Source organism: Nocardia brasiliensis NBRC 14402 (assembly GCF_000308475.2).
Classification (GTDB): domain Bacteria; phylum Actinomycetota; class Actinomycetes; order Mycobacteriales; family Mycobacteriaceae; genus Nocardia; species Nocardia brasiliensis.
In genome coordinates this window covers 16,176-29,268 of sequence record NZ_BAFT02000016.1, presented here as the reverse complement: position 1 = coordinate 29,268, position 13,093 = coordinate 16,176, and the positions used below count along the sequence as shown (strand labels likewise).

Sequence of the window (13,093 nt, the reverse complement as noted above, 5' to 3'; positions counted from 1 at the left end):
GAGGGCGTGGTAGTCGAGTACCTCGCCTGTCTCGGCATTGCGGACCGGCGGCTGCTCTAAGCGAGCCGTTTTTCCGGTCGGTGCTGTCGTTGTTGTTGCCAAAACAATCCCAATCCCTCTCGGACGCGCTCGACGTCCTCGGCGGTTCCCATGAGTTCGAAGCGGTACAGGTAGGGCACCCCGCACTTGCGCGAGATCACCTCACCCGCATAGCAGTAGGTGTCGCCGAAGTTCGTGTTACCCGCCGCGACCACGCCACGCAGCAGCGCGCGGTTGTGCGGATCGTTGAGGAACTTGGCGACCTGGCGCGGCACGAAATCCTTGTCGGATCGGTGACCGCTGATGCTGTTCGGCCGTTGCGCGTCGAGCACGTGCCGACCGCCCCCGTAGGTGGGGACGATCAGCACGTAGGGCTCGTCGACGCGCAGCGAGTCGGCGGTATGCAATGGAATGCGAGTCGCCGGGATACCCAGCTTCTCGACGAAGCGGTGCGTGTTCTCCGAGGCGCTGGAGAAGTAGACCAGTGCGCCGGGTGCGGTGCTCGAGCGATCGTCGTTGCCGGACACGCTCACCTCACCTCTCTCGGAGGAAACGGCGCGGCGTCAGGCCGCGACGGTCGCGAGCGACTTGATCCGGTCGGGCCGGAAGCCGGACCAGTGATCCTCACCGGCCACCACGACCGGCGCCTGCAGGTAACCGAGGGCCATGACGTAGTCACGGGCCTCCTCGTTCTCCGAGATGTCGATCACCTCGTAGTCCACCCCGGCCTTGTCGAGGGCCTTGTAGGTGGCATTGCACTGGACGCAAGCGGGCTTGGTGTACACGGTGACGGTCATTGAGGTCCCTCTCTCCTTGTGCCTGATCCACAGCCTGTGATCCGTATGCCGGTCATTCCGACCGACCTGCAATGCACGATCCGAGTTGCTGCGCAAACTCCTGGATCTGGCCTCGAACCTCCTGCTCAGCCCCTTCGGGCCGAGGTACGCAGGGCGGGATGTCATGCCGTCTTCCAGTACCGAAGACACTACACCTAGTGGCCGACAGATTCATCCAACACGACATGTTGCGAGTCACAAGGATGAAATTCGAAGGCGGTAAGTACCTGGACACTCGATTCGCAACCCGACACGGCCGTGGTGCAGATCACAATTTCGTACCGTAGCTGATATCCAGCAAACCCTCGGGACAAGCGAAGAGGGCCACCTCTACCGGGAGAGATGGCCCTCTTCGAGACCGGACGGGAAGCTTACACGGTGACGAGTTCACCGCGCGCCGCCTCCACCAACTCGTGCACCGAGGCCGCGAGCTCGGTCAGCGCTTCCGCGTCTTCGCGCGGGTGTGTCGCGCCGAACCGCTCGCCGATCGTCGCGAAGTGCAGATGCGCGGCCTCCACGACCGTGGCGCCGGCCACCCCGAGCGACTTGACCGTGTCGCCATGCGCCCACTGCGCGGCGCGCGGACTGATCGAGGCGCTGATCACGGCCGTCGGCTTGGCCTTGATCGCACCCGCACCGTACGGGCGCGAGGCCCAGTCGATGGCGTTCTTCAACACGCCCGGCAGCGTGCCGTTGTATTCGGGCGTCACGATCAGCAGGCCGTCGGCCGCGGCGACCGCGTCGCGCAGCGCCTGCGCCGGTGCGGGCACGGCTCCCTCGATATCGAGGTCTTCGTTGTAGAAAGGAATATCGGCGAGACCCTCGTAGAGCGTGATCTCTACGCCCTCGGGGGCGGTGAGGGCAGCGGTCTCGGCCAGTCGTCGATTGATCGACGCGGCACGGAGGCTACCGACGAGAGCGAGGATGCGGGTCTGTCCCATGACGACTCCTGGTGTACTGAGTGTGGTGTCCGAACTTTCACCTGACACTAACCGGACCACGGTCCGATTACTTCCCGCGGAGACTGCGTGAGTGCTGTGAGCTACCCCACTTCGGATATCCCGGCGCCCGAAGGCCGACCCCTGCTCGGCATCGGCGCGCCGCTGCCCGGCACGGCCGAGCCCACCGAGCGCGCCGACGCCGCGCGCAATCGGCAGTTGCTGCTCGACGCCGCGCAGCAGCTGGTACGCGAACACGACGTGGACAGTCTCACCATGGACGCGCTCGCCAAACGGGCCGGTGTCGGCAAGGGCACCGTCTTCCGCCGGTTCGGCAATCGATCCGGGCTACTGCTGGCGTTGCTCGACCATTCGGAGCGAAAGTTCCAGCACGCGTTCATGTTCGGCCCGCCCCCGTTGGGCCCCGGCGCGCCGCCGGTCGACCGGCTCGTGGCGTTCGGCCGGGCCCGGCTGCGCGATATCGACGTGGAAGGCGAGCTGTACCGCGCCGCCGAGGTCGGTGAGGCCGGCGAGCGGTTTTCCGGCGCACCCTATCTGCTGCTCAAGGCGCACGTGGCGATGCTGCTGCGGGAGGCGGGCATGCCCGGCGAGATTCCGCTGCTCGCCGACAGCCTGGTCGCGGCGCTCGGCTCGGCCCTGGTCATGCACCAGATGCACACCCAGGGGTACAGCCGCGAACAGATCGGGGACAACTGGGAAGCCTTGGTTCGCCGCGTTGTTTCGGGATGAACAGTCAGTAGAGTGGGCTGGCATGCGGAACCTGCGCGAACAGATCATTGCGGAATTGGGCGTCCAGCCGAGTATCGAACCGAAAGCCGAGGTGCGGCGCCGGGTCGACTTCCTGAAGGACTATCTGAACGCCACTCCCGCAAAGGGTTTCGTGCTCGGCATCAGCGGCGGTCAGGACAGCTCGCTGGCCGGGCGGCTGTGTCAACTTGCCGCCGAGGAACTGCGGGCCGACGGCGCGGACGCCACCTTCCTGGCGGTGCGGCTGCCCTACGGCGTACAGGCCGATGAGGCCGACGCGCGCACGGCGCTGCGCTTCATCCAGCCGGACAGGTCGGTGTCGGTGAACGTGCGCCCCAGCGCGAACGCGGCCGCCGGCGAGGTGGCCTCGGCGTTGAAGATCGACAAGCTGCGCGACTTCGTGCGCGGCAACATCAAGGCCCGCGAACGGATGGTGATCCAATACGCCCTGGCGGGGCAGGAGAATTTGCTGGTCGTCGGCACCGACCACGCGGCCGAGGCGGTGACCGGCTTCTTCACCAAGTACGGCGACGGCGGCGTGGACCTGACCCCGCTCACCGGCCTGACCAAGCGGCAGGGCGCGGCGCTGCTGCAAGAGCTCGGCGCACCGACCAGCGTCTGGTCCAAGGTGCCGACCGCGGATCTGGAGGACGACCGACCCGCCCTGCCCGACGAGGAGGCGCTCGGCCTCACCTATCGCGAGATCGACGACTATCTCGAGGGCAAGGACGTCACCGCCGAGGTGTCCGAGCGGATCGAATCCATCTTCCGCACCACCCGGCACAAGCGCGCGGTCCCGGTGACCCCGCTCGACACCTGGTGGCGCGAATAGCGGCTTGCCACACCCGGCTACGCGTCGGCGCGGATGCGGGCGGTCACCTCGTCCAGGCGGCGGGTGAGGAAGCGGCGGACCTGATCGTTCGGGGTCCGCGCCAGTGCCGCCCGATAGTTGTCGGCCGCCTCCGGATAGCGGGCGGCGCGGCGGAGCAGGTCGGCGCGGGTGGCGGGCACCAGGTGCGAGGTACCGAGGCGGGGATGATCGGCCACCTCGTCCAGCGCGGCCAGGCCCGCGGCGAAGCCGTGCAGGAAGGCGACGGCGATCGCCCGGTTCACCCGGATCACCGGCGACGCGGAGTACGCCAGTAGTTCGTCGTAGGCCGAAACCACTGCGGCCCAATTGGTTTCCGCGAAGCTGAGCGCGGTGGCGTGCGCGGCGGCGATCCGGGCCTGAATCAGGTAGGGGCCGTTGCCCGCCGCGGCGGCCGAGATCAGGCAGCGCAGTCCCGCTTCGATCGCGACCCGATTCCAGCCGGCCCGGTCCTGGTCCTCCAGCGGCACCAGATCGCCTTCGGCGCTGCGTCTTTGGGTTCGGCGACTGTCGTTCAGCAGCATCAGGGCGAGCAGCGCCCTGGCCTCCGGCTCCCCCGGCAGCAACCCGCCCAGCAGCCGTCCGAGCCGGATCGCCTCGTCGCACAACTCATCTCGGATGGCGGCCGGGCCCGCGGTCGCGGCGTACCCCTCGGTGAACACCAGGTAGACGCACGCCAGCACGGCGGGCACCCGCTCGGGCAGCAGGTGCACGGGCGGCACCCGCAGCGGAATACCGGCCGCGCGAATCTTCGCCTTCGCCCGGGTGAGCCGTTGCGCCACAGTGTGTTCCGGCTGCAGGAAGGCCCGGGCGATCTCGACCGTGCGCAGCCCGCACACCAGCCGCAGCGTCAAGGCGACCTGCGATTCCTGCGACAGCGCGGGATGACAGCAGGTGAAGATCATGCGGAGTTGGTCGTCCGGTACCGGCGTCACGTCGGGCTCCTCGTTCGGCACGGTCAGCAGGACGGCGTCCTGCTCCTTGGCGCCCCGGGCCGACTCGCGCCGCACCCGGTCCAGTGCGCGATTGCGGGCCGCGGTGGTGATCCAGGCGCCCGGGTTGGCCGGCACCCCGCGGCCCGGCCAACTGCGCAGCGCGTCGGCGAACGCCTCGTGCACCGCGTCCTCGGCCAGCCCGATATCGCCGACCAGCCGGGCGACCGTGGCCAGGGCACGACCGAATTCGGCCCGGTAGATGCCGTCGATCGCCGTGTCCTGGCCGCCGCGCACGATCAGAAGCCCACGTCGACGATCCGGCGCAGCTCGGTGCGCCCCTTCTCGCCACGCGGGATCCGCGCGCCGATCTCGCCTGCCCGCGCCGGACTCGCCGCGGTGAACACATAGAGCCCATCGACCACCTCGGCGCCCTCGGTGAACGGACCATCGGTGAGCAGCAGGGCGCCGTCACGTTCCCGCACGATGGTCGCCTCGGCCGGCGGCCGCAGTGCGCCGCCGCCCTGGATCGCCGGACCCACCTGATCGACGAACCGCTGATGCGCGGCGGCCATCGTGTCCCACTCCGGCGTATCGGGCGCCACGAAATCGCCCTGGGGCGACCACAGCAGCGCCAGCCACCAGTCGGCGCCGGGCGTCGAGTGCGGCAGCCACATCTGCATCGGCCGCACCTCGATCGAGCCCCGCGCCGCCGCCGGAATCTTCCTGGCGAGCTGGATCGCCTCGTCCGGATTCGCGCAGTCGAACACGTAGAAACCGGTGACCACCTCGTTCTGTTCGGTGAACGGGCCATCGGTGATCAACGTTTCGCCGGCGCCGCCGCGGATATTGACGGCCGTGGCCGACGGGTAGAGCGCCGCGCCGCCCGCGATCGCCGCGCCCGCCTGCTCCTGGAACGCCGCGTACTTCGCGACGCCCGCGTCGAACTCCGGTGTGCCCGGCGCGGCGCTCGGCCCGGATTCGCCGCCGACAATCGTGGCCAAGTAGTGCATGGTCGCCAACCTTCCTCGAACGGAGGGGCCCGATACCCTTCCCTACTCAGACGACGAACGCCGCGCGGATTTCTCTACACCCGGCCCGAAACTATTTCTACCCGCGGATCCCGTGCTCAGTCGTCGAGTTCGACGACCCGGCGCAGTTCCACGTGTCCTTTCTCCCCGCAGGGGATCTGGCTCGCGATCTCGGTCGCGGCGGCCCGGTCCGGCGCCGCGAAGAGATACAGACCGTCGATCACATCGGCCGATTCGGCGAACGGGCCGTCGGTGAGGGACAGCTGACCGTCACGGACCCGCACCGTGGTCGCGGTCGTCGGTGGCTGCACTGCGCCACCGCCGCGCAGAGATGCGCCGAACTTCGCGCCGAACCGCTCATGTTCGGCCACCGCGGGATCCCATTCGGGGGTGCCCGGCGCGATCACCGCGCCCGGGGCCTCCCAGAGCAGCGCAAGCCACCAGTCGGGGCCCGGATCGTCGTGCGGTGCCCACTGGACCAGCGGGCGCAGTTCGACCGCACCGTCCTCGGCCGCGGGCGCTTGCCGGGCCAGTTCGATGGCGTCGTCGAGGTCCGCGCAGTCGAACACGAGGAACCCGCCGACCACCTCGGTCTGCTCGGGGAACGGGCCGTTGGTCGTGATCAGCCTGCCGCCGGTGTGCCGGAGTTCGACGGCGGTCTCCGCCGGGAACAGCGCGACACCGCCCGCGATCGCCGCGCCCGCCGCGGCCTCGAAGGCGGCGTAGCGCGCGACCTCCGCGTCGAATTCCGGGGTGCCCGGCTGGGCGTAGGGCGCGTCCGCGGGTCCCACCAATGTCGCCAAGTACTGCATGATCGCCATCCTTCCTCGAATCGAAGGGCCTGCTGCCCCTCTATTCAAGCGACGAACACCGCCACCGGGTCTCTACATCACGCGCCAGGCCCTAGCCGCCCGCGAAGGGCGGCAGCACATCCACCCGCTGGGTCAGGGCGGCGGCGGGATCGCGGGTGAGTTCGTCACCGACCAGATAGGCACAGACCGACAGCATCTTGTCCAGGTCGGGCCCGTACGACGCGGACAGGGTGGAACGCAGGTCGCCGACGGTCGCGCCGACCGGGAAGTCCAGGTGCTCCCGGTCCTTGCCGACGGCGTCCGCGATCGCGGCGAAATAGCGGATCTCAACCACCGATGGCTCCCATCGTGCGTTCGGGCGGGACGAAGCCCTCGGCGTCGATACCGTGACCCGCCCATTTGTTCCACATCGCACCGCGCCACAGTGTGGCCAGTTCGTCGTCGTCGGCCCCCGAGCGCAGCACCTGGCGCAGATCGTATTCCTGATCGCTGAACAGGCAGGAGCGCAGCATGCCGTCGGCGGTGAGCCGGGTGCGGTCGCAGGTGTCACAGAACTTGCGGGTGACCGAGGCGATGATGCCGACGGTGGCGGGACCGCCGTCCACCAGCCAGGTCTCGGCCGGCGCGGCCGGATCGTCACGACCGGCGGGGGTCAGCGTGAACCGCGCGCCGAGCACGTCGAGCAGTTCGGCCGCGGTGACCATGTTCGCGCGCGCCCATTCATGGTCGGCGTCCAGCGGCATCTCCTCGATGAACCGCAGCGCACACTGCTCGTCGAGGCACCACTGCAGCAGATCCGCTGCGCCGGAGAGCGTTTCGCGCATCAGCACGGCATTGATCTTCACCGGTGCGAGCCCGGCGTCGCGGGCGGCGCGGATCCCCGCCAGCGCGGAGCCGAGCCGGTCGCGCCGGGTCAGCTCGGCGAAGCCCGCGCGATCCACGGTGTCCAGCGAGACGTTCACCCGGTGCAGCCCCGCGGCGGCCAGCGCGTGCGCACGGTGCTCGAGCCCGACGCCGTTGGTCGTCATCGCCAGTGGCACATCCGGCACCTGTTCGTGGCAGCCCGCGATGATCCGCTCCAGATCCCGGCGCATCAGCGGCTCACCGCCGGTGAACCGGACCTCCCGCACGCCGAGTTCGCGCACCGCGAGCCGCACCAACCGGACGATCTCGTCGACGGTCAGCAGCTCGTCCGGCGGGATCGCGGGCAGGCCCTCCTCGGGCATGCAGTAGGTACAGCGCAGCGAGCACTTCTCGGTGATGGACACGCGCAGATCGCGCGCCACCCGCCCGAAGCGGTCCAGCAGGAAGGGCGTATCGGGGCGTCCGTCGAGCGAGGGACGCCCGGACCGCACGGCAGGTATCCCCATCTCGACCAGAGTCACGTGTCCATTATGACCTCCGGCCCTCGGTGGTCAGCCGCCGAAGGTACGGAAACCGCCGCCGAGCACCGGACATTTTTCTGAGCTTCGTACAAGCGGGACAGGCGGCCGGTACCGATCGGCACCGATTACGCTGGCTCGCATGAATCCAAGGCCCGCCAGTATCTCGGCCCGGCCGGTCGACGAGTACCGCGACAGCATCGAACAGCTGTTGCGGCCGTTGGCCGCGCGGGCGGTCGAGGACGTCGCGGTGCCGCACGCGTTGGGCAGGCAGCTGGCCGACGATGTCCGCGCGCCCGTCGACCTGCCGGTGTTCCGCAATTCGGCGATGGACGGCTACGCGGTGCGCGCCGCGTCCGTCGCGGTCGCCCCCGTGACGCTGCCGCTGGCCGGTGTGGTCGCGGCGGGCAACGCGGGGCAGACGCCGCTGCCGCCGGGCGCGGCGATGAAGGTGATGACCGGCGCGCCGATCCCACCGGGCGCGGACTGCGTGGTCCCGGTCGAGGACGCGCACGCGGACGAGGGCACGGTGACGGTCGAACACGGCCGCAGCGCAGGCGAATTCGTCCGGGAGCCGGGTACCGACGTGCGCGCGGGCGAGCTGCTCGCCCGCGCGGGCACCACCCTCGCGCCCCGGCACATCGCCGCGCTCGCCGCGGTCGGGTTGCCGGCCGTCGCGGTGTTGCGCCCGGTGCTCGCCGCGATCATCACCACCGGCGACGAGCTGGTCCCGGCGGGTGCCGACCTGCGCCCCGGGCAGATCTACAACTCCAACGGGATCGCGCTGGCGGCCGCGCTCACTGCGAACGGCGTCACCGTCGTCTCGGTCGAGCACAGCACCGACGATCCCGCGCAGTTCCGCAAGCTGCTGGCCGCCGCGACCGGCTCCGCCGATGTCGTCTTCACCTCCGGCGGGGTGTCCAAGGGCGATTTCGAGGTGGTCAAGGACGTGCTCGAGCCGCTCGGCGGGCAGTTCGGGCCGGTGGCGGTGCAGCCCGGCGGACCGCAGGGACGCACCGTGGTCGACGGGGTTCCGGTGCTGAGCTTCCCGGGCAACCCGGTCAGCACCATGGTGTCGTTCGAGGTGTTCGCCCGGCCGATCCTGCGCCGGCTCGCCGGACTGGACCCGGTGCCGAGTTACGACCTGCCGCTGCACAACGCGGTGGCTCGCTCGCCACAGGGTAAGCGGCAATTCCTGCGCGGCAAGCTGATTCATCCGGAATCCGGCGGTCAGCCTGCGCCGCAACAGCTTCCGGAGGCGGTCGAGGTGGTGTCCGGTCCCGGCTCACACCTGGTCGCGAGCATGGCGTGGGCCGACGTCCTGATCGACGTTCCCGCCGAGGTCACCACGCTGCCCGCGGGCGCCGTGGTACGAGTGTGGACGCTGTGACACGCCTTGTCGCACAGCGGAGTTACCCGAGGAGTGTGTGATGAGTGAGTTGTCCCATGTGGACGGCGAGGGCCGGGCCCGCATGGTGGATGTGAGCGCGAAGGCCGACACCACCCGGGTCGCGCTCGCGGCGGGCGAGCTCCGGACCACCGCCGAGGTGATCGCGCTGGTGCGCGCCGACGACCTGCCCAAGGCCGATGTGCTGTCCACCGCGCGGATCGCGGGCATCGCCGGGGCGAAGAAGACCTCGGAGCTGATCCCGCTGTGCCATCAGCTGGCGTTGTCCTCGGTCAAGGTCGAGTTCGGGTTCACCGATACCGCGATCACCATCGAGGCGACCGCGAAGACCAAGGGGCCCACCGGCGTCGAGATGGAGGCGCTCACCGCGGTGGCTGTCGCGGGACTGACGCTGCACGACATGGTGAAGGCGGTCGATCCGGCGGCAACGCTGAACGACGTCCGTTTGCTCACCAAAGACGGTGGCAAGCACGGACATTGGGAACGGTCGACACCACCCGCATCCGCGCCCGAAACCGTCGGCGTAGAAACCGATTTCGAGTCGCGCTCGGCGGTGGTCGTGGTCGCCTCGACCGGTGCCGCCGCGGGCACCCGGCTCGACACGACCGGCCCCGTGCTCACCGAATGGCTTGCGGGCCTCGGCTTTTCGGTGCGTGGGCCGCTGGTGTACGCCGACGCGGACATCGCCGTCGGCCTGGCCGACGCGCTGCGGTTCCAGCCGTCACTGGTGGTCAGCACCGGTGGCACCGGCGCCTCGCCCACCGACGCGACCCCCGAGGCCACCCTCGCCCTGCTCGACCGGGAACTCCCCGGCGTCGCCGAGGCGATCCGCCAGCGCGGCACCGCGAAGTTTCCGCTCGCGGCGCTCAGCCGCGGCGTGGCCGGATTGTCCGGCCGGTCGGTGTTGGTGAACCTGCCGGGCTCCCCCGGCGGCGTCAAGGACGGTATCGCGGTGCTCGAACCACTGCTCGATCATCTGCTCGCGCAAGTAGCCGGAGGCGGCAACCATGACGACAACTGAACCCACCGTCCGGCTCGCGCGGATCAGCGCCCAGCCGCTCGACGCCGCCGAGGTGGCGGCCGCGGTGACCGGGCCGCACTACGGCGCGGTCGTGGTGTTCACCGGCAAGGTGCGCGACCACGACGGCGGCCAGGCGGTCGCCGCGCTGGAGTACTCCGCGCACCCGGAGGCCGAGCGCTTCCTGCGCAAGGTCTGCGCCGAATTGGCCGCGTCGTCGGAGTTGCCGGTCGCGGCCGTGCACCGGGTGGGCGAGTTGACGATCGGCGACGACGCGATCGTCGTCGCCGTCGCCGCCGCACACCGCGCGGAGGCGTTCACCGCGTGCGCCGAATTGGTGGACCGGATCAAGCACGAGGTGCCGATCTGGAAGCGGCAGTTGTTCGCCGACGGATTGTCCGAATGGGTCAATGCCTGTGGGGCGTAACAAGCCCGTGACATGAATCCTATGACGAATCAACACACCGGAGTTAGCGTTTTCGCGCGCGCAGTTCATCGACGGCAGGTCCGGCCTGCCGGACGTGCGTAGCGCAGCCGTTCAGCACAGCACCGGGGTGGCGGGAGACCCCGCGAGACACGGGAGGACGCGATGGGCACCGACCAGGTTCTGCTGCACCGCTTCGTCATCTCTCAGCTCAGCGCGGCCGGGCTCGATCGAGACCGGTTGATCAAGGAGACCGGGCTACCGGAATGGACGATGGCCGGTGACGACGTGCACCTGCCCAGCCACACCTTTTCCCGGTTGTGGGAGCTCGGCGAGCACGGATTGGGTGACCCGGATGTCGCGTTGAACGTGGCCCGGCGCTACCAACTGCCCACGCTCGGCCTCTACGACTATCTGTTCTCCACCGCGCCGACCCTCGGCGCGGGCCTGGCCACCTGCGGGCCGTACGTCACCGCGGTGACCACCAATCACCGTTTCGATCTGGTCGCGGAGAACGACGAGGAAGTCACCCTCTATCTCGACATGATCCGGGGCGAGGGCCGCGGCCGCGACCTCACCCAGCTGTGGGGCCTGACCGCCGTGCTCAGCCGCGCCCGCCGGGTGGTCCGTGAACCCCTTGTGCCGCTGCGGGTTTCGCTGCGCCAATCGGCACCCGCGCAGGTGCGCACATTCGTCGAGGTGTTCGGCACCACCGCGATCGAGTTCGACGCACCGGTGGACGCGATGGTCTTCCGCGCGGCCGACATGGACCTGCCGCTCACCACCAGCGACCCGGTGCTCGCCGCCATCCTGCGACCGCTGGCCGAGGCGCTGCCGCCCCCGCCGCCGCTGGCCAGCGCGTGGCCCGAACGCGTCGCGGCCGCCTTGGCCGACGCCCTGGAGTCCGGCGACGTGTCCTTGGATCGGGTGTCCCGCAGCCTGGCCACCAGCCCACGGACGCTGCAACGGCGCCTGATGGAGGCGGGCACGACGTGGCGGCAGGAACTGGACCGGGCGCGCACCGCCCGGCTCGACGCGGCGACCGCCACGGGCAAGTTGAGCCGAGCGCGCCAAGCCGAACTCCTCGGCTATTCGGACGCGGGCTCGATGCGACGCGCCGCGCGCCGCTGGTCGGTCACGGCTTGAGGAAACGCGCCGCGATCCCCCAGAACGTGGTGTCCTCGATACCGCGGAAATCCCAGCCGTTGGCGACGGCGTGCGACTCGGCCACAATGCTGGGCACGTCGAAGTCGTAGCGCGTGGCGGTCCCTTTGGCCTCCAGCACCTCGATCACATACGCGGTGGCGCTCTCCTGCGAATCCAACACGGAAAACTCCCATCGGTCGCCAAACGGATCTACTCGATCGTCAATCGGTGCGCCGACCCCGACACGTCGCGCGGCATGCTCGCTCCATTGCGCACGTGCCGACGCGGCGGGCACCAGGACAGTCTCGTGTCCGCCGCGCGCCGCCGCCACAACCGAACGCGCCAGGTTCGGACCGAACGCGCCAACTTTCGCGGAATCGATGCCAAATCGTGGGATCAGTGCGGTGTGTAGCGCCAGACGCCGAGCAGCGACTGCGGATCGAGCCAGTCCGCGGCGGTGTGCACGGTGTCGTCCAGCCGCTTGCGGACCAGTTCGACGTCCATGCCCGCGCCGATCAGCACCAGCTGGGTGACGCGCTGCTCGCCGCGCGCCCAGTGCTGCGGCTCGAACACCAGGTGCCGCCCGACCAGATGCATGCCGAACTTGCGGCGCTCCTCGGCGACGGCGAACGTGGCGAAGCCCTTGGCCCGGAACAGGCCGGGCGGCGGATCCTCCAGGAACTCGATCAGCCGGCGCGGGTCCAATTCCCGCTCGCTGGTGAAGGAGACGCTGACATAGTCGTCGTGCAGATGGCGATGCTCCGTGTGCCCCGGTTCGTGCTCGTGCTCGTGCAGCAGCGCGTCGAAACTCAATTGCTCGGCGACGCGCGGAGTTTCCCGCAGCGGTTCGTCGAACAGCAGGCCCGCCTCGAGGCTGCCGTGTGTGGTGGCGTACACCGGGACCTGCCCGACCACCGCCGAAATATCCTGTCGCAGTGCGGCCAGCTCGGTCGCGGGCACCCGATCGGCCTTGTTCACCACCACCAGATCGGCCAGCCGCAGGTGCGTGCTCAGCTCGGGATGGCGCGCACTGCTCGCCGGGAACTGCTCGGCGTCGACCACCTCGACCAGACCGCCGTAACGGATGCGCGGATTGTCGCTGCCCACCACCATGCGGATGAGGTTGCGCGGCTCGGCCAGGCCGCTGGCCTCCACCACGATCACGTCGATCTTGGCGCGCGGCTGCGCCAGCCGGGTGAACATCTCGTCCAGTTCGCCGACGTCGACGGCGCAGCAGACACAGCCGTTGCCGAGCGAGACCATCGCGTCGACCTGCCCGGCCACCAGCATCGAGTCGATGTTGATCGCGCCGAAGTCGTTGACCACCACCCCGATCCGGGTGCCACGGCTGTTGCGCAGTAGATGGTTGAGCAGCGTCGTCTTCCCGGAGCCGAGAAACCCCGCGACGATCACAACAGGTATCCGGTCAGCCACGCCGACCACCATACTGCGCGGCGCGAGCACCGCCGAAGGGCCGAACGGCACCCTCGA

At 69.6% G+C, this 13,093-nt stretch carries 16 protein-coding genes; 6 read left to right on the top strand and 10 right to left on the bottom strand.

Translation table 11 applies throughout. From position 1 onward, the window contains the following. Positions 1-56: 56 nt before the first annotated feature. From nrdI to TY25_RS03085, 3 genes are all read right to left on the bottom strand, one after another. On the bottom strand, positions 57-566 hold the full coding sequence (gene nrdI / locus TY25_RS03095) for a class Ib ribonucleoside-diphosphate reductase assembly flavoprotein NrdI (RefSeq protein WP_042254199.1): 510 nt from the start codon (positions 564-566) through the stop codon (positions 57-59). A 36-nt stretch (positions 567-602) separates the two neighbouring features. After that, on the bottom strand, positions 603-836 hold the full coding sequence (locus tag TY25_RS03090; protein WP_014987271.1) for a redoxin NrdH: 234 nt from the start codon (positions 834-836) through the stop codon (positions 603-605). Between the two features lie 410 nt (positions 837-1,246). Continuing rightward, positions 1,247-1,816: an NAD(P)H-dependent oxidoreductase gene (locus TY25_RS03085; protein WP_042253965.1), complete on the bottom strand. Its 570-nt coding sequence runs from the start codon at positions 1,814-1,816 to the stop codon at positions 1,247-1,249. Positions 1,817-1,957: 141 nt separating this feature from the next. Here TY25_RS03085 and TY25_RS03080 point away from each other — a divergent pair, with 141 nt between their 5' ends. Together TY25_RS03080 and nadE are read left to right on the top strand one after the other, a co-directional pair. Next, on the top strand, positions 1,958-2,563 hold the full coding sequence (locus tag TY25_RS03080; RefSeq protein WP_042254198.1) for a TetR/AcrR family transcriptional regulator: 606 nt from the start codon (positions 1,958-1,960) through the stop codon (positions 2,561-2,563). Between the two features lie 22 nt (positions 2,564-2,585). Continuing rightward, entirely contained in the window at positions 2,586-3,413 is an 828-nt protein-coding gene (gene nadE / locus TY25_RS03075; protein WP_042253964.1) for an NAD(+) synthase, read from the top strand. 17 nt (positions 3,414-3,430) lie between these two features. Here nadE and TY25_RS03070 read toward each other — a convergent pair whose 3' ends face one another. The 5 genes from TY25_RS03070 to moaA form a co-directional block, all read right to left on the bottom strand. Further along, positions 3,431-4,678, bottom strand: coding sequence for an RNA polymerase sigma factor (locus TY25_RS03070; protein ID WP_081868641.1), 1,248 nt, complete (start codon positions 4,676-4,678; stop codon positions 3,431-3,433). A 2-nt stretch (positions 4,679-4,680) separates the two neighbouring features. Further along, complete coding sequence (locus TY25_RS03065; RefSeq protein ID WP_042253962.1) at positions 4,681-5,394, bottom strand: YciI family protein; 714 nt, start codon at positions 5,392-5,394, stop codon at positions 4,681-4,683. A 116-nt stretch (positions 5,395-5,510) separates the two neighbouring features. Continuing rightward, on the bottom strand, positions 5,511-6,224 hold the full coding sequence (locus TY25_RS03060) for a YciI family protein (protein WP_042254193.1): 714 nt from the start codon (positions 6,222-6,224) through the stop codon (positions 5,511-5,513). A 91-nt stretch (positions 6,225-6,315) separates the two neighbouring features. Then, positions 6,316-6,558 (bottom strand): MoaD/ThiS family protein, encoded by a 243-nt coding sequence (locus TY25_RS03055; RefSeq protein ID WP_014987278.1) that lies wholly within the window; start codon positions 6,556-6,558, stop codon positions 6,316-6,318. After that, entirely contained in the window at positions 6,551-7,609 is a 1,059-nt protein-coding gene (moaA, locus tag TY25_RS03050) for a GTP 3',8-cyclase MoaA (RefSeq protein WP_226887214.1), read from the bottom strand. The genes TY25_RS03055 and moaA overlap by 8 nt, the downstream gene beginning before the upstream one ends. A 139-nt stretch (positions 7,610-7,748) precedes the next feature. Here moaA and TY25_RS03045 point away from each other — a divergent pair, with 139 nt between their 5' ends. The 4 genes from TY25_RS03045 (at position 7,749) to TY25_RS03030 (ending at position 11,602) form a co-directional block, all read left to right on the top strand. Next, positions 7,749-8,996 carry a molybdopterin molybdotransferase MoeA gene (locus TY25_RS03045; protein ID WP_042253961.1) on the top strand — a complete coding sequence of 416 codons (1,248 nt, stop codon included), beginning with the start codon at positions 7,749-7,751 and terminating at the stop codon, positions 8,994-8,996. A gap of 40 nt (positions 8,997-9,036) precedes the next feature. Beyond that, positions 9,037-10,035: a bifunctional molybdenum cofactor biosynthesis protein MoaC/MoaB gene (moaCB, locus tag TY25_RS03040; protein WP_042253959.1), complete on the top strand. Its 999-nt coding sequence runs from the start codon at positions 9,037-9,039 to the stop codon at positions 10,033-10,035. Beyond that, on the top strand, positions 10,022-10,459 hold the full coding sequence (locus TY25_RS03035; protein WP_042253957.1) for a molybdenum cofactor biosynthesis protein MoaE: 438 nt from the start codon (positions 10,022-10,024) through the stop codon (positions 10,457-10,459). Before moaCB ends, TY25_RS03035 begins: the two co-directional genes overlap by 14 nt. Before the next feature lie 162 nt (positions 10,460-10,621). Continuing rightward, positions 10,622-11,602 carry an AraC family transcriptional regulator gene (locus TY25_RS03030; protein WP_042253956.1) on the top strand — a complete coding sequence of 327 codons (981 nt, stop codon included), beginning with the start codon at positions 10,622-10,624 and terminating at the stop codon, positions 11,600-11,602. Here TY25_RS03030 and TY25_RS03025 read toward each other — a convergent pair. Further along, positions 11,592-11,783 carry a hypothetical protein gene (locus TY25_RS03025; RefSeq protein ID WP_042254190.1) on the bottom strand — a complete coding sequence of 64 codons (192 nt, stop codon included), beginning with the start codon at positions 11,781-11,783 and terminating at the stop codon, positions 11,592-11,594. The two genes, TY25_RS03030 and TY25_RS03025, sit on opposite strands and share 11 nt — an antisense overlap. Before the next feature lie 215 nt (positions 11,784-11,998). Next, positions 11,999-13,048, bottom strand: a complete 1,050-nt coding sequence (locus TY25_RS03020) for a CobW family GTP-binding protein (RefSeq protein ID WP_042254189.1) — start codon at positions 13,046-13,048, stop codon at positions 11,999-12,001. Between the last annotated feature and the right edge of the window lie 45 nt (positions 13,049-13,093).